Annotated in this window: 19 protein-coding genes and 1 riboswitch; of the genes, 11 read left to right on the top strand and 8 right to left on the bottom strand. The window is 61.7% G+C overall.

Annotated elements, in window-relative coordinates:
• Positions 1-375: 375 nt before the first annotated feature.
• The 4 genes from AB5Y81_RS04965 (at position 376) to AB5Y81_RS04950 (ending at position 5,432) form a co-directional block, all read left to right on the top strand.
• A complete protein-coding gene (locus AB5Y81_RS04965; protein WP_005304399.1) occupies positions 376-825 on the top strand; it encodes a pullulanase in 450 nt (149 codons plus the stop codon).
• A 208-nt stretch (positions 826-1,033) separates the two neighbouring features.
• Positions 1,034-3,181, top strand: a complete 2,148-nt coding sequence (locus AB5Y81_RS04960) for an adenosylcobalamin-dependent ribonucleoside-diphosphate reductase (protein WP_279484807.1) — start codon at positions 1,034-1,036, stop codon at positions 3,179-3,181.
• A 10-nt stretch (positions 3,182-3,191) separates the two neighbouring features.
• Positions 3,192-3,875, top strand: coding sequence for an NrdJb (locus AB5Y81_RS04955; protein WP_279484806.1), 684 nt, complete (start codon positions 3,192-3,194; stop codon positions 3,873-3,875).
• Positions 3,876-4,061: 186 nt separating this feature from the next.
• Positions 4,062-5,432, top strand: a complete 1,371-nt coding sequence (locus AB5Y81_RS04950; protein ID WP_017763817.1) for a PhoH family protein — start codon at positions 4,062-4,064, stop codon at positions 5,430-5,432.
• Positions 5,433-5,500: 68 nt separating this feature from the next.
• Here AB5Y81_RS04950 and thiQ read toward each other — a convergent pair whose 3' ends face one another.
• The 3 genes from thiQ to thiB all read right to left on the bottom strand — a co-directional run bounded on the left by thiQ (position 5,501) and on the right by thiB (position 8,879).
• Positions 5,501-6,208: a thiamine ABC transporter ATP-binding protein gene (thiQ, locus tag AB5Y81_RS04945; RefSeq protein WP_279484805.1), complete on the bottom strand. Its 708-nt coding sequence runs from the start codon at positions 6,206-6,208 to the stop codon at positions 5,501-5,503.
• Positions 6,209-6,279: 71 nt separating this feature from the next.
• The gene (thiP, locus tag AB5Y81_RS04940) at positions 6,280-7,902 is read right to left on the bottom strand and encodes a thiamine/thiamine pyrophosphate ABC transporter permease (protein ID WP_043162402.1); all 1,623 of its coding nucleotides are present in this window, start codon (positions 7,900-7,902) and stop codon (positions 6,280-6,282) included.
• Complete coding sequence (gene thiB, locus AB5Y81_RS04935) at positions 7,899-8,879, bottom strand: thiamine ABC transporter substrate binding subunit (RefSeq protein WP_279484804.1); 981 nt, start codon at positions 8,877-8,879, stop codon at positions 7,899-7,901. Before thiB ends, thiP begins: the two co-directional genes overlap by 4 nt.
• A 51-nt stretch (positions 8,880-8,930) precedes the next feature.
• A riboswitch (TPP riboswitch) is annotated at positions 8,931-9,021 on the bottom strand.
• A gap of 91 nt (positions 9,022-9,112) precedes the next feature.
• Here thiB and AB5Y81_RS04930 point away from each other — a divergent pair.
• On the top strand, positions 9,113-9,403 hold the full coding sequence (locus AB5Y81_RS04930) for a PilZ domain-containing protein (protein ID WP_005304376.1): 291 nt from the start codon (positions 9,113-9,115) through the stop codon (positions 9,401-9,403).
• Positions 9,404-9,492: 89 nt separating this feature from the next.
• Here AB5Y81_RS04930 and AB5Y81_RS04925 read toward each other — a convergent pair whose 3' ends face one another.
• The 5 genes from AB5Y81_RS04925 to leuA form a co-directional block, all read right to left on the bottom strand.
• A complete protein-coding gene (locus AB5Y81_RS04925; protein WP_279484803.1) occupies positions 9,493-10,422 on the bottom strand; it encodes a transglutaminase domain-containing protein in 930 nt (309 codons plus the stop codon).
• A gap of 116 nt (positions 10,423-10,538) precedes the next feature.
• Positions 10,539-11,138: a 3-isopropylmalate dehydratase small subunit gene (gene leuD, locus AB5Y81_RS04920; protein WP_043171978.1), complete on the bottom strand. Its 600-nt coding sequence runs from the start codon at positions 11,136-11,138 to the stop codon at positions 10,539-10,541.
• A 12-nt stretch (positions 11,139-11,150) separates the two neighbouring features.
• Complete coding sequence (leuC, locus tag AB5Y81_RS04915; protein ID WP_279484802.1) at positions 11,151-12,548, bottom strand: 3-isopropylmalate dehydratase large subunit; 1,398 nt, start codon at positions 12,546-12,548, stop codon at positions 11,151-11,153.
• Positions 12,549-12,580: 32 nt separating this feature from the next.
• Positions 12,581-13,666: a 3-isopropylmalate dehydrogenase gene (gene leuB, locus AB5Y81_RS04910; RefSeq protein WP_279484801.1), complete on the bottom strand. Its 1,086-nt coding sequence runs from the start codon at positions 13,664-13,666 to the stop codon at positions 12,581-12,583.
• Between the two features lie 2 nt (positions 13,667-13,668).
• Positions 13,669-15,243, bottom strand: coding sequence for a 2-isopropylmalate synthase (gene leuA / locus AB5Y81_RS04905; protein WP_043171981.1), 1,575 nt, complete (start codon positions 15,241-15,243; stop codon positions 13,669-13,671).
• A gap of 407 nt (positions 15,244-15,650) precedes the next feature.
• On the opposite strand from leuA, the gene AB5Y81_RS04900 reads away from it, so the two are divergent.
• The 6 genes from AB5Y81_RS04900 (at position 15,651) to ilvN (ending at position 20,799) form a co-directional block, all read left to right on the top strand.
• Entirely contained in the window at positions 15,651-16,274 is a 624-nt protein-coding gene (locus tag AB5Y81_RS04900; protein WP_005304358.1) for a TetR/AcrR family transcriptional regulator, read from the top strand.
• A gap of 125 nt (positions 16,275-16,399) precedes the next feature.
• Positions 16,400-16,903 (top strand): phosphatase PAP2 family protein, encoded by a 504-nt coding sequence (locus AB5Y81_RS04895; RefSeq protein WP_043171982.1) that lies wholly within the window; start codon positions 16,400-16,402, stop codon positions 16,901-16,903.
• The gene (locus AB5Y81_RS04890; protein WP_005304351.1) at positions 16,900-18,009 is read left to right on the top strand and encodes an MJ1255/VC2487 family glycosyltransferase; all 1,110 of its coding nucleotides are present in this window, start codon (positions 16,900-16,902) and stop codon (positions 18,007-18,009) included. The genes AB5Y81_RS04895 and AB5Y81_RS04890 overlap by 4 nt, the downstream gene beginning before the upstream one ends.
• Before the next feature lie 36 nt (positions 18,010-18,045).
• Positions 18,046-18,198 carry a hypothetical protein gene (locus tag AB5Y81_RS04885; protein WP_005304348.1) on the top strand — a complete coding sequence of 51 codons (153 nt, stop codon included), beginning with the start codon at positions 18,046-18,048 and terminating at the stop codon, positions 18,196-18,198.
• 388 nt (positions 18,199-18,586) lie between these two features.
• Complete coding sequence (locus AB5Y81_RS04880; RefSeq protein WP_005304345.1) at positions 18,587-20,305, top strand: acetolactate synthase 3 large subunit; 1,719 nt, start codon at positions 18,587-18,589, stop codon at positions 20,303-20,305.
• Positions 20,305-20,799, top strand: a complete 495-nt coding sequence (ilvN, locus tag AB5Y81_RS04875) for an acetolactate synthase small subunit (RefSeq protein WP_005304342.1) — start codon at positions 20,305-20,307, stop codon at positions 20,797-20,799. The genes AB5Y81_RS04880 and ilvN overlap by 1 nt, the downstream gene beginning before the upstream one ends.
• Positions 20,800-21,098: the final 299 nt, after the last annotated feature.

Raw genomic sequence — 21,098 nt, 5'->3', positions numbered from 1 at the left:
CCTGACCCCATGCCGAACTCAGAAGTGAAACGCTGTAGCGCCGATGGTAGTGTGGCATTCGCCATGCGAGAGTAGGACACTGCCAGGCACCCAATACAAGAAACCCCGCTCATCGAGCGGGGTTTTTTATTGCCTGAAATTCAGTCATTTCTCCCCTAAGTGCAGTTCAGCTGTTCGATCTGCAACCACCTTACTCACATTGCTTCTTGTGCGGTTTGCCCTTTACGGGGCTGATATTTGTCCATCAATTCAATTGTTGAACAGAAAAAGCACGGAATGTGATGCCTCTACCTTTCTTGCTATGCTCGCTCTGCTTTAATTCGTCAGCCCACGTTCGATGGGCCAAGGAATCACAATAATCTGAGGAATGGACACATGTTCAAAAGAACAGTAACGATGATGCTGGCGGCGGGAACCCTGGTATTAGGCGGTTGCGCATCCAATGGCGGTGCAGAGCAGGCGGCGGACAACAGCGATTTCGGTGGCAAGTCCATCTACCTGCGCGGGGAGATGAACGACTGGATGGCAACCGACGCGAGCAAGGTGGTCAAGGTGGCCGACAAGCTCTATATGGCCAAGGGAACGCTCAAGAAAGAGTGGGCTCCTTACAAGTTCAAGTTCGCCGACTCCGGCTGGAGCTGTGGCACCAACTTCGGCTACAAGAGCCCAAGCGATGGCGTTGCCGTGCTGGGTGGAGAAGCCGTACCGGTCAATCCCTGCTCCAAGTATGAGGATATGAAGTTCTCACCGGATGCGGATGGTGTCTATGAGTTCTATCTGAATATGGCTGGTGACACCCCGACCGTATACGTCAAGAAGCCCTGATCTGCGACGGGAAGCGAGCTTCCCGAGCAATGACGCGATGTAATGCCCCGGACCAGTACCCTGCTGGCCGGGGCATTTGCTTGTGGCAGGCATGACCAGAAAGCGCAAATGATTACTATATATTGTGATTTTGTCTTCCACGTTAGCTATATGTAGTAATGGCTGTTACTGTCATGAGGTCGCGGCATATCCAGGAGGTTGATTGAACATGGCTAAATCACATCCGGTGCGAGAGAGTGAGAGCGGCTCTCGTCATATTCCTCTGCAGGAGACTTCCCTCGAGATCTGGGACAGCAAGTACCGGTTCAAGAGCAAGGACGGCACTCCCATTGATGGTGCCATCGATGACACTTACCAGCGGGTTGCCCGCGCTCTTGCCGCGCAGGAGCATGACCCTGATGCCTGGTATGAGCCCTTCCTGTGGGCCCTGCGCCATGGTGCCATTCCTGCTGGTCGCATCATTTCCAATGCCGGCGCATTCGAGCACAAGCCTGCTACCTCCACCATCAACTGCACCGTGTCCGGCACCATCGAGGATTCGATGGACGATATCCTCGGCAAGGTGCACGAGGCGGGGCTGACCCTGAAGGCCGGTTGCGGCATCGGCTATGACTTCTCGACCCTGCGCCCGCGCGGGGCCTTCGTCTCCGGCGCCGGGGCCCATACTTCTGGCCCGCTCTCCTTCATGGATATCTACGACAAGATGTGTTTTACCATCTCGTCGGCGGGAGGGCGTCGTGGCGCCCAGATGGGCACCATGGATATCCGTCACCCCGATGTGGTCGAGTTTATCCAGGCCAAGCGGGCGGATGGCCGCCTGCGCCAGTTCAACCTCTCCCTGCTCATCACCGAAGAGTTCGTCAAGGCGGTGAAAGAGGATGCCTCCTGGCAGCTTATTTTCCCCTACACCGCCAGGGAGGTGGGGCAGGATGGCATTGCGCTGGATGATCCCGCCCAGGTGGTCTGGGCCGACTGGCCCAACAAGGAGGGGGTTGTCGTCAACGCCTTGGGACAGGTCGCCTGCAAGGTCTACAAGACGCTGCCGGCCCGCAGGTTGTGGAACGTCATCATGACTTCCACCTACGACTACGCGGAGCCCGGTTTCATCCTGATCGACAAGGTCAACGAGATGAACAACAACTGGTTCTGCGAGGAGGTCCGGGCCACCAACCCCTGTGGCGAGCAACCGCTGCCTCCCTATGGGGCCTGCCTGCTGGGATCCGTCAACCTGACCCGCTTCGTGCGCGATCCTTTCACCGAACAGGCCGCCTTTGACTGGCCCGCATTTCGCAAAGTGGTGGCCATTTTCACCCGCATGCTCGACAACGTGGTGGAGATCAACCAGCTGCCGCTGGCCAAGCAGCGCGAGGAGATCATCAGCAAACGCCGGCATGGCATGGGCTTTCTCGGCCTCGGCTCGGCCCTCACCATGCTGCGGATAAAATATGGCTCTGCTGCCGCAGTCGCTTTTACCGAACAGGTATCCCAGGAGCTGGCCATGACCGGCTGGCGCGAGTCCCTGGCCTTGGCGAAGGAGAAGGGCCCGGCCCCCATCATGGAGCAGGAGTTCGAGGTGACCGGCAAGCTGCTGCGACTGCGCCCCGAGATGGCGGCAGACGGCATCAAGCCGGGCGACAAGGTAAAGGGCAAGGTGCTGCACGCGCGCTACAGCCGCTACATGCAGCAGGTGGCCGAGGTGGATCCCGCCCTGGTTGCCGAGCTGGCCGAAGTGGGGGGGCGTTTCACCCACCACAGCAGCATAGCGCCGACCGGAACCATCTCGCTCTCGCTGGCCAACAACGTCAGCAACGGTATCGAACCGAGCTTTGCCCACCACTACAGCCGCAACGTCATCAAGCCGGGCAAGAAGAGCAAGGAGAGCGTGGATGTCTACTCCTACGAGTTGCTTGCCTACCGCGAGCTGGTGAATCCGGCGGCCATGCCCTATGCCGAGGATGAGGCGGCCCGGCTGCCGGACTACTTCATCACCGCCGACGACATCACGCCGGCGCAGCATGTGGACATTCAGGCGGCGGCCCAGCGCTGGATCGACTCATCCATCTCCAAGACCGCCAACGTGCCGACCGACTTTCCGTTCGAACAGTTCAAGGACATCTACCTCTACGCCTCGGATTCGGGGCTCAAGGGCTGCACCACCTTCCGATTCAACCCGGCAGCCTTCCAGGGCGTGCTGGTGAAGGAGCAGGATCTGGAGAAGACTCAGTACGAGTTCACCCTGGAGGATGGCTCGGTCGTCACGGCGAAAGGGAATGAGGAGATCGAATACGATGGCGAGCTGCATACCGCCGCCAACCTCTACGACGCCTTGAAAGAAGGCTATTACGGCAAATTTTGAGGACGAGTTCATGGTCAAGAAGATCGACGGGAAAATCGTCGCCTACCGGGTGAAAACCCGGGACGAGCCGCAAGCAGAGCCGGCCCAGCAGGACGCCGTGGTACAGATGCACGAGACAGTGCTGCGGCCGGAGCGACTGATGGGCACCACCTACAAGCTCAAGACGCCGGAGCATGTCTCCGAACATTCGCTGTTCATCACCATTAACGACATAGTGCTCAATGAGGGGACGGTGCACGAGACCCGCCGGCCATTCGAGATCTTCATCAACTCCAAGAGCCTGGAACACTACCAGTGGATAGTGGCGCTGACCCGCATCATCTCGGCGGTGTTTCGCAAGGGGGGTGATGTCACCTTTCTGGTGGAGGAGTTGCGCTCCGTGTTCGATCCCAAGGGCGGCTACTGGAACAAGGGCAAGTACGTACCGTCCCTTATCGCCGAAATTGGCAACGTGATCGAGACCCACCTCACCGAGATCGGCATGCTCAAGGGGGCCGGGCTGGATGAGCACCAGCAGGCGTTTCTGGCCAGCAAGCAGGCGGAGATCCAAGCCGCACAAGAAGCTGACGAGCAGCAGGCTGGGAGTGGTTTTCCCCCCGGTGCGGCGCTCTGCTACAAGTGCCACAGCAAGGCGCTGGTGCAGAAAGATGGCTGCATGACCTGCCTCAACTGCGGCGACTCCAAGTGCAGTTGAACCCTTGAGGGCCAGTAAAGGCCTGCTGCTGTTTTTCTGCGCAAACACGCGGGGTGCCCAAGTGATTTGTTGCGTGATGGTAAAATCGGGCGTAGCGTTGGAGGTAATAAAACTGTCACGGCCGTGTGGTTTCAATGACATCTGAGATTCACACACGTGGCACCTTCAGTGCCAAGGAGGATGCTTATGGACAATACGGACCGAAAGCTGTTTATCCTGGATACCAACGTTCTGCTTCACGAACCCCTCGCCATCTACTCCTTCAAAGAGCACGACGTGCTCATCCCCATGACGGTGCTGGAAGAGCTGGACAACATCAAGGATCGCCACAAGGATGTCAGCCGTGATGCGCGCATCGCCATCCGGGCGCTGGAGGACGTGTTCCGTGACGCGACACCCGAGCAGATAGTGCAGGGGGTGGCGCTGGCCGGCGAGGCGAGCGGCCACATCTCCATCTTCAGTGACCACCATCTACCCCAGGATGCCGAGGTGTTCACCGACAAGGAGGCCGACAACCGCATCATCAACGCCGCCCTCTACCTGCAAAAGCATGAGCTGAAGCGGCAGGTGGTGCTGGTCACCAAAGACATCAACATGCGGCTCAAGGCCAAGGGGGCCGGGCTTGCCCACGTCGAGGATTATCGCAGCGACCAGTTGATCGATGACATCCGGCTGCTGGCCAAGGGCTTCCAGACGGTGCCAGGCAGCTTCTGGGAGCGGGTCGGCGAGTGTGACAGCGAGACCCATGGCCGCGATACCGTCCACGTCATCGATGCCAAGCTGCTGGAGGGGGTTCACGTCAACCAGTACCTGATCGATGAAGAGAACTTCTTCGCCGCCCGGGTACTCAGCCACGACAACCAGAAGATCCGCATCAAGGATCTGGGGCGCGAGCGACTGATGTCCCGCAAGGCGTGGGGGGTGCATCCGAAGAACGTCTATCAGGGCATGGCGCTCGATGCGCTGCTCGACCCGCACATCGATCTGGTGATCCTGACCGGTCCGGCGGGCTGCGGCAAGACACTGCTGGCCATGGCCGCCGCCCTGGAGCTGGTGATCGAGAAGGGGATCTACGAGAAGGTCATTGTCACTCGAAATACCCCGGAAATTGCCGAGAGCATCGGCTTCCTGCCCGGTACCGAAGAAGAGAAGATGATGCCCTGGCTGGCTGCGGTCACCGACACCCTGGAGGTGTTGCACAAGCAGGACGAGAACATGAGCGGGTCCCTCAGCTACATCATGGAGAAGGCCAACATCCAGTTCAAATCGGTTAACTTCATGCGCGGGCGCAGCATCCAGAACACCTTCGTGCTGCTGGATGAGTGCCAGAACCTGACTGCATCCCAGATCAAGACCATCATCACTCGCTGCGGCGAGGGCACCAAGATCGTCTGCTCTGGCAACCTGGCCCAGATCGACTCCAACTACCTGAGCCCGGTGACCTCGGGTCTGACCTACATAGTCGAGCGTTTCAAAGACTTCGATGGCAGTGCCAACATTTTCCTGAACGGGGTGGTGCGCAGCAAGCTCGCCTCCTTCGCCGAGGAAAACCTCTGATCTGACTATCCATCCTCATATGAAAAGGGGAAGCCGACCGGCTTCCCCTTTTTTGATCCCGTTGCCGGTCACTGCTCCTTTGTGAGGCCAAGGTAGCGCAGGAGCCCGGGGTGATCGCTGTTTTGCAGTATGTCAGGTTTGCCTTGCAGGGCGATGCGCCCCTCGTCCACGAACAATACCTGATCGGCGATGAGCTGGGCATCTTCCGGGTTGTGAGAGACCATCAGTACGGTAATGCCTTGCTCGCAGGCGAGCCGGGCAATTTCGGCCAGCATCTCCCGGCGCAGGGCCGGATCGAGCGCCGAGAAGGGCTCATCCAGCAGCAGCAGCGGCTTGCCGCGTACCAGGGCGCGGGCCAGCCCCACCCGTTGCTGCTGGCCACCGGAGAGCTGCTCCGGCAGGCGTGTGAGCATCTCGCCGAGGCCGACCCGGTTCGCGGCATCCTTCACCTGAGCCCGCTGGGTGGCGTTCAGGCGCAGGCCGGGGTGTAGACCGATGGCAATGTTGTCGAACACCGACAGGTGCAGGAACAGGTTGTGATCCTGAAACAGGGTGGTGACCGGCCGTGCGGCCGGGCCCAGCGGCAGCAGATCCTGATCGTCGAAGGTGAGGGTGCCGGATTCTATCGGCACGAAACCGGCGATCATGCCGAGCAGGGTCGACTTGCCTGCCCCGCTCGGACCGATCAGCGCGGTGATCTCCCCCTTGGGCAGGGTGGCGCTGAAGCTGACGCGCCAGTCCGGGTAGCTGGTCACCAGCGTATCAATGTTCAGCATGTTTTCCTCTCAAGGGGGCGTTTGAGCGACCAGCACAGCCGCCGAGACGGTAGCGCCGGGTCTTTTGTCTCTCAATGGTCGGCATGCTTTCCTCCAAGCCCCCGCTCCACCAGCCAGAACAGGGAGAAGCAGAGGGTGAGCAGCAGCAGGGCGGTGGCGGCCGCCTCGGTCAGCCGGTAGCTGCCGAGCTGCTGATAGAGCAGCCAGGGCAGGGTGGTGAGCTCCTGACTGCCGAACATGGCGATGGCGCCGAGATCCCCGAGCGACAAGATCATGGCCAGCGCTGCTGCCTGGCCCAGCGGACGGCGCAGCAGGGGCCACTCCACCAGTCGCAGGCGATGCAGGCCGTGTACCCCCAGGCTGTCGGCCAGCCGGTCGTACTGGCGCACCACCAGCTGCATGGGGGCGGAGAGGGTACGCAGCACATAGGGCAGCGCCATCAGGGCGTTGACCAGCACCACCAGCCAGGGGCCGAGGGCAAAGACATCGGCAAACGGCATGCACAGGATGAAGAGGCCGGTGGAGAGCACCACCGCCGGGATCATCAGGATCACCGAGCCACTGGTCTCCCACAGGGCGGCGGCCCGCCGTTTGTGCTCTCGAACCCGCAGATGGCGGCTGGTGAGCAGCAGGGCGCTGCCGAGCAGGGTGGCCAGGCTGCCCGCCGCCAGCGCAATCAGCAGCGACTGGCCGCTGGCCAGCCACAACTTGCCTGAGGTCAGGGCATCCGGCAGGCCGGGATTGAGGCCTGCCACCACGATGGCCAGCAAGGGGGGCAGGAATACCGCCAGCCCGATAGCAAGGGCGAGGGCGTCCACCAGGCCGCTGCCCGGCTGATGACGGTCCGGTCGCAGACAGGGGCGATGAGAGGTGATCCGGCTGGCCGGGCTGCTCTGCAGCTTGTGCTGCAGCATCAGCAGGGCGGCGGTCAGAATGAGCTGGACCAGCGCCAGTCCGCCGGCGGTGGCGAGATCGAAGTCAAAGCGCAGCGCCTGATAGACGGCCACCTCCAGGGTGGTGGACTTGGGGCCGCCCCCCAGCGCCAGCACGGTGGCGAAGCTGGTGAAGCAGAGCATGAAGATGAGGCTGGCCAGCCCTGGCAGCTGGGCCCGGATCAGCGGCCACTCCAGCAGCCGGAAGATATGGGAGGAGCGCATGCCGAGCTGGCTGGCGAGGCGCCAGGAGGATTCGGGGATGCTCTCCAGGCTCTGCAGCAAGAGACGCGCGGCCAGCGGCATGTTGAAGAAGACGTGGGCCAGCAGGATGCCGAACAGGCCGTAGAGGTAGTTGCCGGGAGCGAGCCCGAACCCGTGCAGCAGTTGCGGCAACCAGCCCTGCTTGCCATGCACCGCGACGATGCCGAAGACGGCGATGATGACCGGCAGTACCAGCGAGAGGCCGAACAGCTTGATGAGCAGGGTGCGCCCCGGAAAGCGGCGCCGCGCCAGGGCGCGGGCCACCGGAATGGCCAGTCCCAGGCTCAGCAGGGTGGAGAGCAGCGCCTGCCAGAGGCTGAAGCCCAGCACGTGGCGCAGGTAGGGATCGGCCAGCAGGGTGCGAGGGGCTAGCCCCCCTGCCTGCCACAACAGGGCCGCCAGCGGCCCCAGCGACAACAGCAGGATCAGGACGGTGGCGGCACTGCCCGGCAGCCACCAGAGCAGACGCGTCCCAGGTTTCACGAAGAGACGACTCACTGGGTAACGGCTTGCAGCCACTCGCGGATCCAGCCCTTGCGATTGGCGGCCACCTCGTCAGAGCTGAAGGCGAGCGGCTTAGCTACGGTGATCATCTGCTCGAAGCCCTTGGGCAGCGGCGTGTCGATCACCGGATACATCCAGTTGCCGGTCGCCATCTCGTTCTGGAAGGCGGGGCTTATCATGAACTGCAGGAACTGATCCGCCAGCTTGCCCTGCTTGGCGTTCTTGAGCTTGGCGGCCACTTCCACCTGACGGTAGTGCCCCTCTTCAAACGCCGCGGCCTGATACTGGGACTTGTGCTCGGCAATCAGGTGATAGGCGGGTGAGCTGGTGTAGGAGAGCACCATGTCCGCCTCGCCATCGAGGAACATGCCGTAGGCCTCTGACCACCCCTTGGTGACGGTGACCGTCTTTTTGGCCAGTTGCTCCCAGGCGGCGGGGGCCTGGTCACCATAGACCGACTTCATCCACAGCATCAGCCCCTGGCCCGGGGTGGAGGTGCGGGGATCCTGATAGATGATCTTGAGGTCGGGTCGCGCCACCAGCTCCTTCAGGCTTTTGGGGGGCTGCTTGAGCTTCTCCTTGTCGTAGACGAAGGCGAAGTAGCCGTAGTCGTAGGGGACGAAGGTATCATCCTGCCAGCCGCCGGGCACCTTGAGGCCATCCAGCTTGGTGGCGTGAGGGGCGAACAGACCGCTCTGCTTGGCTTCACTGACGAGGGCATCGTCCAGCCCCAGCACCAGATCGGCCTTGCTGTGTTTGCCCTCCAGTCGCAACCGGTTGAGGATGGCCACGCCATCTTCGAGCGGTACCAGATTGAGGGTGCAGCCGCACTCCTTCTCGAAGGCCTGTTTGATCTTGGGACCCGGGCCCCACTCGGCAGTGAAGGAGCTGTAGGTGTAGACGGTGAGGGTATCCGCCGCGAAGGCCTGAGCGGAGAGCAGGCCGGTGGCGACCAGCAGCAGGGTTTTCATGGGTGGCACTCCCTTTAGCAATGAGGTGCCAGCGGATGAGGGCGCAAAAACGAGCGCCATGCCTCAAATTCCTCCGCCAGCATTATCTGGATCAGGTTCACGGGTATAATCTCAGCGGTAGACCGCACCCCGTTTGAGAAACGCACCGCATTGTATTAACGTTCTTGGGGGGAGGCCAGCACAATTGTTCCTGCGGGCCAGCGAGACGGATCAGCTCAACAGAGGATGTTTGCGTGATCACCAGCACCAAGGAAAGACGCGCCTTCCAGCGCATGATAATCAATGCTCCCGTCACCATCTTCCAGCAGCAGCAGGTGCTGGAGGGGGTCTGCCGGGATCTCAGCGCCAACGGCATGGGCATCTCGGTGCCGGAGCACCAGCTCGATACGACCCAGCCCATCCGGGTGAGCCTGGCCACCAACAACAACCTGTTGCCCCCCTTCGAGGCGCAGGCCCGCATCATCAGGGTGCTGGAGGAGGAGGACGGGCTCTTGCTGGCCATCGAGTTCCAGTCCCTCGCCTGAGCCATCCACCTCCTTGCCTCCATCGACCAGCCCCGCGCTGGTCGCTTTCATTGTGGCCTGTCCCCCCTCGTTTTCATGACGTCCACCACCTATTTGTCGGCGCGAACCGGCTGCACGCTGAGCTGCTTGCTGTCGATGAAGGTCTTGCTGGTCGGGGCCAGCTGACCCATCGCCAGCTGGGCCGGGCCGGTGGGCTCCATCAGCAGGTAGGTTTCCCCTTCCCAGCTCAAGGTAGCCTCGCCCGGCTTGGCCGGCAGGGCGACTCCGAGCAGGGCGTGACCCGGTACGAATACCATGGCCTGTTTCAATTCGGGAAAGAGCTGGGCCAGCATGGCGGCCATCAGGGTTACCTTGCTGTCGCAGTCGCCCTGATTTTGCTCCAGTACCTGGCGGGGGCTGAGAAAGCCCTTGCCCTGGCGGCCCGACTGACTGTCGAGCAGTTGATAGGGGATGGCCTGCACGAAGTCGAGCATGTGGGCCGTGGTCTTCTGGCGCGCCTCGGTTTCCGTGCTGCCCTGCTGCTTGAGTTGTTCGACCAGCGGTGCCAGTTCGCTGCGGCTCTCCAGCGCGATGCGCACGTGATCCTGCTTGATGGCGGCGGCACCGTCGGGGGCGGTGAACGGCTGAAAATAGTGCAGCTTGAGCCACTCTGCCTCCTGCTTGTCGCGCTGCTGGGTGAGCCAGCTCATGGCCTTGGCGACCTGTTCGGGTTGACGGCCCTTGAGCCTGAGCTCCATCTCGGGGCGGGAGAGGGAGAACTGCACGGCGGGGAACTCGGCCACCCCCTGCTGCAGAAGGCTCTGCAGCACGTCCTCCTGCATGCGGGCCGACCGATAGGCGATGAGCGGCGGCAGCTTGCCTGCCTCCAGCCGATAGGTGAGTTGCTGCACCTTGCCGTCCTTGTCCTGCCAGCCGACGTTGAGCTGACCGCCACTGCTGTTGAAATAGGTCTGCCCGGCGCAGACCGGCAGCGCCAGCCAGAGGCCGCAGAGCAGGGGGAGGGCGAGTGTCATCTTCATCCAGGTGTCTCGTCGGGTATGCAGAAGTGGCGGGCCATGGTGTGCACCTAGGCCTGACAATAAAACAGGGAGCCAAGGCTCCCTGTTGATTCTACTCGTTTTTTGCAACTGGCTGCTTAAATCCAGCTCGGCTGTTTCGCCTCGAAGTCGCTGATGGCGGCCTCGTGCTGCAGGGTCAGGCCGATGGCATCCAGCCCGTTGAGCAGGCAGTAGCGACGGAACTCATCGATCTCGAAGCCGAACGTGAGGCTACCTGCCCGCACCTGATTGGCTTCCAGATCTACTTCGATCTCGATGCCCGGCTGGGCGGCGACCAGCTGGAACAGGGCGTCGACCTCCTCCTCCTTCAGGCGCACCGGCACCATGCCGTTGTTGATGGCGTTGCCGTAGAAGATGTCGGCAAAGCTCGGGGCAATGATGGTCTTGAAGCCGTAGTCCGCCAGCGCCCAGGGGGCGTGCTCGCGACTCGAACCGCAGCCGAAGTTCTCGCGGGCCAGCAGGATGCTGGCGCCGGCGAACTGCGGTTGGTTGAGCACGAACTCGGGGTTGGGCTGCTCCCCCGCATCGTCCAGGAAGCGCCAGTCGTGGAACAGGTGCTTGCCAAAACCGATGCGATTGACCTTCTGCAGAAACTGCTTGGGAATGATGGCGTCGGTGTCGACGTTGGCGCTGTCGAGGGGGACAACTATCCCTTTATGCTGTTTGAAACCTGTCATGTACGTTCCCTCTTACAGTGCACGAATGTCGGCGAAGCGGCCGGTGACGGCGGCGGCGGCGGCCATGGCCGGGCTCACCAGATGGGTGCGGCCGGCACGGCCCTGACGCCCTTCGAAGTTGCGGTTGCTGGTGGAGGCGCAGCGCTCCCCCGGTTGCAGCCGGTCGTTGTTCATGGCCAGACACATGGAGCAGCCGGGCAGGCGCCACTCAAAGCCAGCCTCGATGAAGATCTTGTCCAGCCCCTCGGCTTCGGCCTGTGCCTTCACCTGTTCGGAGCCAGGCACCACCAGCGCCTGCACCCCGGCGGCGACCTTGCGGCCACGAGCGATGGCGGCAGCGGCCCGCAGATCCTCGATGCGGCTGTTGGTGCAGGAACCGATGAACACCTTGTCGATGGCGACGTCGGAGAGCTTCTGGCCCGGCTGGAGGTCCATGTAGGCGAGGGCCTTGCGGGCGGATTGCTGCTCCATCAGGTCGCTGAAGGATTCCGGCGCCGGAATGGGTTCATTGACGGCGATCACCTGACCCGGGTTGGTGCCCCAGGTCACCTGAGGGGCGATGTCGGCGGCGTCCAGCACCACTTCGGCATCGAATCTGGCATCGGCATCGCTCTTGAGGCTTTGCCAGTAGGTGATGGCCTGCTCCAGCGCCTCGCCCTTGGGGGCGAACTCCTTGCCGCGGATGTAGTCGATGGTGGTCTGGTCGGGGGCGATCATGCCGGCCTTGGCACCGAGTTCGATGGCCATGTTGCACACCGTCATGCGCCCTTCCATGGTGAGCCCTTCAATGGCCTCGCCAGCGAACTCCACCACGTAGCCGGTACCGCCAGCGTGGCCGACCCGGCCTATGATGGCGAGCACCACGTCTTTCGCGCTGATGCCATCACTCAGTTTGCCGTTGACCGAAATGCGCATGGTCTTGGCGCGGCCCTGTTTCAGGGTCTGGGTGGCCATCACGTGCTCCACCTCGGAGGTGCCGATGCCGAATGCGAGCGAGCCGAAGGCGCCGTGGGTGGCGGTGTGGGAGTCACCGCAGACGATGGTAGTGCCGGGCAGGGTGATGCCAAGCTCGGGGCCCATCACGTGGACGATACCCTGGTATTTGTGGTTGAGATCGTAGAGGCGAACCCCGAACACCTTGCAGTTATGGGCCAGCGTTTCCATCTGGATGCGGGCCATCTCGCCGGAGGCGGCGATGTCCTTGGTGGTGGTGGAGACGTTGTGATCCATGGTGGCCCAGGTCAGATCCGGGCGACGCAGCTGGCGGTTCATGGCGCGCAGGCCGTCGAATGCCTGCGGGCTGGTCACTTCATGCACCAGGTGGCGGTCGATGTAGATGAGGGGGGTTTCCCCTTCCACTTCCCGCACCACGTGGGCGTCGAATACTTTCTGATAGAGGGTCTTGGCCATTGCTCAGTTTCCTTGTTATCGATGCCGTGGGGTCAGATGCGAGCGGCGATCTGGCCGCCCATCTCGGCCGTGCTCTGTACCGGGTGACGGGCGCTCGCCTGATGCAGGTCGGCGGTGAAGTAGCCTTCGGCCAGGGTCTGGGCCACGGCCTGCTCGATGGCCTGGGCGGCGGCTTCCTGGCCCAGGCTATAGCGCAGCATCAGGGCGGCGGAGAGGATCTGGGCGATGGGGTTCGCGATCCCCTTGCCGGCGATGTCCGGGGCCGAGCCACCGGCCGGCTCGAACAGACCGAAGCCCGATTCGTTGAGGCTGGCGGAGGGGAGCAGCCCCATGGAGCCGGTGATCATGGCGCATTCGTCGGAGAGGATGTCGCCGAACAGGTTGGAGCAGAGCAGCACGTCGAACTGGGACGGATCCTTGATGAGCTGCATGGTGGCGTTGTCGATGTACATGTGATTCAGCGCCACGTCCGGATAGGACTTGGCGACTTGTGTCACCACCTCGCGCCACAGAATGGAGGAGGCAAGCACGTTGGCCTTGTCGATGGAGGTGACCTTGGCCTTGCGCACCCGGGCCGATTCAAACGCTATCTTGGCGATGCGCTCGATCTCGAAGCGGTGGTACACCTCGGTGTCAAAGGCCTTCTCGGTGGGGCCTTCCCCTTCACGCCCCTTGGGCTGACCGAAGTAGATGCCACCGGTCAGCTCGCGCACGCAGGCGATGTCAAAACCGCGATCCGAGATGTCGGCCCGCAGCGGCGAAAACTGCTCGAGGCCGGTGTAGATGCGGGCCGGACGCAGGTTGCAGAACAGCTTGAAGTGGGCGCGCAGGGGCAGCAGGGCGCCGCGTTCCGGCTGATCGTTGGGGGGCAGATGCTCCCACTTGGGGCCGCCCACCGAGCCGAACAGCACGGCGTCGGCCGCTTCACAGCCGGCTATGGTGCTCTGGGGCAGCGGGGTACCGTGGTTGTCGATGGCGATGCCGCCCACGTCATGGCGCTCGTAGTCGAGGGTGAAGCTGAACCTGGCCTGCACTTTTTCCAGCACCTTGACGGCCTCGGCCATCACTTCCGGGCCAATGCCGTCACCCGGCAATACTGCGATCCGATAACTGCTCATACTCACACGCTCTCCGTATTGATCTTGTCTGTTTTTGCGACGTTGCGTTCCATCTGTTCGGCCACCTGATCGGCGCGCCAGATGCTGTTGATCACGTGGATCAACGCCTGGGCGGAAGACTCTATGATGTCGGTGGCCAGGCCCATGCCATGGAATTTGCGGCCCTTGTACTGTGCGACTATGTCGACCTGGCCGAGGGCGTTCTTGCCTTCCCCCTTGCCCTTGAGTTCGTACTTGTCGATGCTGATCTCGTAGCCGGTGATGCGGTTGATGCACTGGTAGACCGCATCCACCGGGCCGTTGCCGGTGGCGGCTTCGCTGACGATCTCCTGGCCCACCTTCAATTTCACCGAGGCGGTGGCCATCACCGAGCTGCCGCTCTGCACGCCGAGGTACTCCAGCTTGAAGTGCTCTGGCTCTTCGTGGATCTGGCTGAAGAAGGCGAGCGCCTCCAGATCGTAATCGAACACCTGCCCCTTCTTGTCGGCCAGAGTGAGGAACTTGGCGTAGAGATCGTCGAGGTCGTAACTGCTCTCGGCGTAGCCCATGGACTCCATCCGGTGCTTGATGACGTGGCGGCCGGAGCGGGAGGTCATGTTGAGGTTGTTCTGGGTGAGGCCGATGCTCTCCGGGGTGATGATTTCGTAGGTGTTTTTCGCCTTGAGCACGCCATCCTGATGGATGCCGGAGCTGTGGGAGAAGGCGTTGGCACCGACGATCGCCTTGTTGGGCTGCACCGGCATGTTGCAGAGCTGGCTGACCAGGGCGCTGGTGCGGTGGATCTCGCTGTGACGGATATTGGTGTGTACCCCGAGCAGGTCGGCGCGGGTTTTGAGGATCATTGCCACCTCTTCCAGCGAGCAGTTACCGGCCCGCTCGCCGATGCCGTTGATGGTACACTCGATCTGGCGGGCCCCCATCTGCACGGCGCCGATGGAGTTGGCCACCGAGAGCCCCAGATCGTCGTGGCAGTGTACCGAGATGATGGCCTGATCGATGTTGGGTACCCGGTTGAACAGGGTCTGGATGATGCCGGAGAACTCGGTCGGCACCGTGTAGCCCACGGTATCGGGAATATTGATGGTACGAGCGCCGGCCTTGATGGCGGCCTCCACCATGCGGCACAGGTTGTCTATCGGGGTGCGGCCCGCATCCTCGCAGGAGAACTCCACGTCGTCGGTATAGCGGCGGGCGTGCTTGATGGCGCTGACCCCCATCTCCAGCACGTCCTCGAAGCTCTTCTTCAGCTTGCTCTCGACGTGGATGGAGGAGGTGGAGATAAAGGTGTGGATGCGAAAGGCGTCGGCGACCCGCAGGGCCTCGCCGGCGGCGTCTATGTCCTTGGGCAGGGCGCGGGCGAGGGCACAGACCCGGCTCTGCTTGATGTGACGTGCAATGGTCTGCACCGATTGAAAGTCGCCGGGGGAGGAGACCGGGAACCCCACCTCCATGACGTCGACACCGAGCCGTTCCAGTGCCTGGGCGATCTGCAGCTTCTCCTTGACCGTCAAGCTGGCCGCCAGGGCCTGCTCACCATCGCGCAGGGTGGTGTCGAATATGATGACCCGATCTGACATGTGACTTCCCTCTTCCTAAGTTCGGTGACGTGCATCCTGCGTTGGCATAAAAAAACCCGTGCAGGGTGCACGGGTTTTTGTAAATTCCGGCTATGCCTGAGCCCGGCTACAAGGATCCCGCGCGAGAGGTCGCGATTAGGGAGATTAGTAGTAGCGGAGCGGCAATACGCATGATGAATCAATCCTTGCAGTCGATAACGCTTTTACCAATATCGAGATTTTTATGCTGTGTCAACCGTACGCACCCGGTTCATTTCGCTGGTTTATTTAATCGGATTGTAAAGGAGTGCAAATTTACTTGTCCCATATTCGGCCCTTGCCCGATTATCTGGTCATTCCTGCTGTACTCGATCATCTGTACAATCAGATCGACTTGTCAGTTTCTGCTGAATTATCCGAGGTATTAAATGGAAAAACGTAGACCTGGTCGTCCGGTCGGACGTTCTGACATTCGTGACAAGTTGCTCTGTGCCGCTCGCGAGCGTTTTCTGAACACCCCCTACAGCAAGGTGACGACCCGCGAGATCGCCGAGCTGGCTGGCTCCAATCTGGCCATGATCCACTACTACTTCGGCAGCAAAGAGGGCCTCTACAAGGCGGTGCTGGGGGATGTGGCCGAGCCGCTCGACCAGGCCTGGCACGACGAGACCGGCAACCGCAGCCTCAACGATCTGCTCAATACCTACTACCAGGTGATGGCGCCCAACAGCGAGCTGACCTCCGCCATCTCCAGCGCATTATCGACCGAGAAGAGTCCGGGTCGGGATTTTGTGCTGAACCGTCTGCTGGAACGCCAGCTGCCCCAGTTCGATGCCTTGCTGGAGTCCATGAAGAACAACGGTGAACTGGGTGACAACCTGGATCCCGAGATGCTGAAGATCTCCTTCCTCAGCATGATGTGGCAGCCCTTCGTGATGAAGGATCTCTACGAGCAGGTGTTCGGCCTGACCGTGGACGAGCACTTCATGGCTCGCCTGGCGGATCACAACTGCCGCCTGATGGAAAACGGCCTGCGCGGCACCCTGAACTGATCATTTGCCACGCTGGTAGCAAAAAGGGCCATTCGGCCCTTTTTTCATAAATTTGTTATTTGAACGTCAACCAAGTGTCACCCCACCGCCCTAGTCTGCTCTGAGACGCTAGGGAAGGAGGGGTTATGAACAAGATCCAGCAATGGGACCTGCAGGTGTGCCGCATCTGCCTGCTCCACGCCTACAACCGGCCACAGGCCAGGATCAGCAGGCTCATCTCCCGTACCGGTGACGGCCCGCTCTACGCCGTGCTGGCGGCCCTGCTCTGGTGGCAGGGGGAAGCCGAACGCGAACTGGTGAAGCTGGCGCTGCTCGCCTTCGCCCTCGAGTTGCCGCTCTACTTGCTGCTCAAGAATGCCCTCAAACGCCAGCGCCCGGTGGGGCTGCCGGTCTTCATCACCCCCTCCGACCGCTACAGCCTGCCCTCAGGCCACACCGCCGCCGCCTTCCTGATGGCAACCGTGCTGGCGGCCAGCTTCCCGTTCTGGGCGCCGTTGCTGTTCGTCTGGGCCGCGCTGGTGGGGGCATCCCGTCTGCTGCTGGGGGTCCACTATCTGAGTGACCTGGTAGCCGGCGCCCTGCTCGGCGGTGGCTGCGCCCTGCTGGCGCTCATGTGGGGGCAGGGATGAAGATACTGTTCGGTGTGCAGGGGACCGGCAACGGCCACATCAGTCGCAGCCGTACCCTGGCGCGGGCCTTGCGGGCCCGAGGTCTCGCGGTGGACTATCTGTTCAGCGGCCGTCCTGCGGACGGCTACTTCGAGATGGCCGAATTCGGCGACTACCGCACCTTTCCCGGCATTACCTTCGTCAGCCATGAGGGGGCCATCTCGAACTGGCGCACCCTCAAGGGGCTCTCGCCCCTGCGCTTCTGGCGCGACATGCGAGCGCTCGATTGTCGTGACTACGACCTCGTCATCAGCGATTTCGAGCCTATCAGCGCCCATGCCGCTCGCCGCTGGGACAAGCCGAGCCTCACCATCAGCCATCAGGCGAGTTTCGACTGGCCCATTCCACGCTGGGGGGAGAGCGGCTTCAACCGCCAGCTGATGCGCCACTTCGCGCCGGTGCGCCAGTCCCTCGGGCTGCACTGGTTTCACTTTGGCCAACCCCTGTTGCCGCCCATCATAGATCCCATCAGCCAGGGGCCCGACAACCAGCAGATCCTGGTCTATCTGCCGTTCGAGCAGACCGAGGCGATCGCGGCCCTGTTGTCGCGCTTCAACCAGCAACGCTTCGTCTGCTTTCATCCGGCCATTCGCAGTGCCAGCCAGTGGCGCAACATCCGCTTCGAGCCGCAAGCCCGTGAGGCGTTCAAGCAGGTGCTGGCCGGCTGTCGCGGGGTCATCACCAACGGTGGTTTCGAGCTCGCCTCGGAGGCGCTCTCCCTTGGCAAAAAGCTGCTGGTCAAGCCGCTGGGAGGCCAGTTCGAGCAGCTGACCAACAGCAAGACCCTGGAACTGATGGGGCTGGCGCGGCTGATGGATGCGCTCGATGCCAACGCGGTGCGGGCCTGGCTGGATGCGACGGCCCCGGGCCAGATCTGCTACCCCGATGTGGCGGGGGAGCTGGCCGGCTGGCTCGCCGCCGGCGCCCAGGAGAGCGTGGCGGATCTCTCCCGCCGGCTGTGGGCCCGAACCCTGTTTCCGGAGGAGGTGTGCGATCGGCTGAGCGAGCTGGAGGAGGGGAGTGCACTCAGTAGTTGCTGGTTATCGCAAGTCAGCGCCTTTGACTAGACTGAGAGGGATCCCACCAAGGAGAGGACGGACACCATGCGCTTTACCAACGAAAACGGCGACACCATGAACCTGGCGGACAATCTTACCCTGCACGAGCTGCTGGACATGGGGGTCAGCATCTCGGTCTGCGAAGAGACGGATCCGGATCAGCAGATCTGGCTGGCGGAGCCGGAACAGGATCACTGATCCGCAGCCTGCCACCAAGGCCCACCCTGGCGGTGGGCCATTTTTTTCCGCTTTTGGCGGTTGTTGCAGCATGATCCGCTGGCTTGCCACCCATCTTCCCCGCATTGTTCCCACCCTTTCCAGCAAGTCACTGAATGTTAATAGTTGTTTGAAATTTATGACTGTTGTGGTCAGACAAAGCCGTGGACAACCGTTCACAAGCGGGTTAAGTTGGTTTTTCACCCGCTTTGCGGGTGAATGATGGAAAAAACCTATTTTTCTACTATCGACAGCGCCGAACTCGCCGGGTCCGTATTCAGACAACAACAACGCACGGGCCGGCGGTGCCGGGAAGCAGCGGACTGCCGATAGCTTTCGCTTAACGGAGCAAAGCCTGGAGGGCTTTATCATGGAGATGTTATCAGGCGCCCAGATGGTGGTTAGAGCGCTGGAAGATCAGGGAGTTGAGCACGTTTTCGGCTACCCTGGTGGCTCAGTGCTCGACATCTATGACGCTCTCTTTGAAAACGGCAAGATGGAGCATGTCCTGGTGCGGCACGAGCAGGCCGCGGTGCACATGGCGGACGGTTACGCCCGCTCCACCGGCAAGGTAGGCACTGTGCTGGTGACCTCGGGTCCCGGCGCCACCAACTGCATCACGGGGATCGCGACCGCCTACATGGACTCCATCCCCCTGGTGATCCTGTCCGGCCAGGTGCCGACCAGCATGATCGGGGAGGATGCGTTCCAGGAGACCGACATGATCGGCATCTCCCGCCCGGTGGTGAAGCACAGCTTCCTGTGCAAGAAAGCCAGCGACATTCCGGCCGCCATCAAGAAGGCCTACTACATTGCCGCCAGCGGCCGCCCGGGGCCGGTGGTGGTGGATCTGCCCAAAGACGTGCAGAACCCGAAAGAGAAATTCCCCTACGAGTATCCGGAGACGGTCTCCCTGCGCTCCTACAACCCGACCAAGTCGGGTCACAAGGGCCAGATCAAGCGTGCCGCCAAGCTGCTGGTGGAGGCGAGCCGCCCGGTGATGTACGTCGGTGGCGGTGCCATCAATGCCAATGCGGATCACCTGGTGACCAAGCTGGCGGAGCTGCTGAACCTGCCGGTGACCACCACCCTGATGGGGCTGGGTGCCTTCTCTGGCACTCATCCGCAGTTCATCGGCATGCTCGGCATGCACGGTACCTTCGAAGCGAACAAGAGCATGCACAACGCGGATCTCATCTTCGCCGTGGGGGCCCGTTTCGATGACCGCGTCACCAACAACGTGGCCAAATTCTGTCCCAACGCCACCATAGTCCACATCGACATCGATCCCACCTCCATCTCCAAGACGGTGCAGGCCCACGTGCCCATCGTCGGCTCAGTGGAAACCGTGCTGGAGCAGATGCTGGAAGTGATCCGCGAGTGCGGTTTTGACAACGACAAGCAGGCGCTGGCGGACTGGTGGAGCCAGATCGGCCAGTGGCGTTCGCGCAACTGCCTGGCCTACGAGACCCACCCCACCCTGATCAAGCCGCAGCAGGTGATCGAGACCCTCTACAAGGTGACCAAGGGGGAGGCATTCGTGGCCTCCGACGTGGGTCAGCACCAGATGTTTGCTGCTCTCTACTACCCGTTCGCCAAGCCGCGCCAGTGGATCAACTCCGGTGGCCTCGGCACCATGGGGTTCGGCATTCCGGCCGCCATGGGCGCCCAGTTTGCCAACCCGGATGCAGTGGTCTGCTGCGTCACCGGCGACGGCTCGGTGCAGATGAACATTCAGGAACTCTCTACCTGCATGCAGTACGGGGTGCCCATCAAGATCATCTCCATCAACAACCGTGCGCTGGGCATGGTCAAGCAGTGGCAGAAGATGTTCTACGGCGGTCGCCACAGCCACTCCTACATGGAATCCCTGCCTGACTTCGTCAAGCTGGCGGAAGCCTATGGCCACGTCGGCATCGCGGTGAGCGATCCGGCGGAGCTGGAGAGCGCCATGGAGAAGGCCTTCGCCATGAAGGATCGGTTGGTGTTCATGGACATATCGGTAGACCCGGATGAGCACGTCTATCCAATGCAGATAAAGTTCGGTGCCATGGACGAGATGTGGCTGAGCAAGACGGAGAGAACCTGATGAGACATATAATTTCCGTTCTGCTGGAGAACGAATCCGGCGCCCTGAGCCGGGTGGTGGGCCTCTTCTCCCAGCGCGGCTACAACATCGAGACCCTGACGGTGGCCCCCACCGAGGATCCCACCCTGTCGCGCATGACCATCGTCACCATGGGTGACGAACGAGTGCTGGAGCAGATCCAGAAGCAGCTGCACAAGCTGGTGGACGTGCTCAAGGTATGCGACTTGAGTGAGGGTGAGCACATCGAGCGGGAAATCGCGCTGGTCAAGGCGCGCGCCGCCGGTGGTGGCCGCGACGAGCTGAAACGGCTGGCGGATATCTTCCGCGGCCAGATCGTCGACGTCACCCCCGAGCTCTACACGGTGCAACTGGTGGGGACCAGCGAGAAGCTGGATGCCTTCATCAAGACTGCCGCTCAGACCAACGAGATTGTCGAAGTGGTGCGCTCCGGGGTGTGTGGCATCTCCCGCGCCGACAAGGCGCTGCGTCCCTGAGCCATCGCTTGGCAGCAGGCAGATTAAAGGGGCTCCTCGGAGCCCCTTTCTTGTGGGCGCTTGGTGGAATGGAGGGCTGGCACGAGTCTGTCATTTTCTTTCAAATGATCGGTAAACTATCCACAAAAGCTGTGGAAAACTCTGTAGATTAGCGGTGTGTCTGGCGTTAGTGTGCTGATCTTAAAAGGATATTTGGATCTGATCTGCGCTGGGGCGCAATTGTGCAATCGACTCTGGCGGGTGTGAGTGTTTGCTTATCCCGCCGCCCTTGCGGGACTGGCGCCTGTCGCCGAGCAGGT

Source organism: Aeromonas sp. s2 (assembly GCF_040907935.1).
Classification (GTDB): domain Bacteria; phylum Pseudomonadota; class Gammaproteobacteria; order Enterobacterales; family Aeromonadaceae; genus Aeromonas; species Aeromonas dhakensis.
Note: the sequence above shows the minus strand (reverse complement) of the source record. Positions and strands in the feature narration are given on the sequence as shown.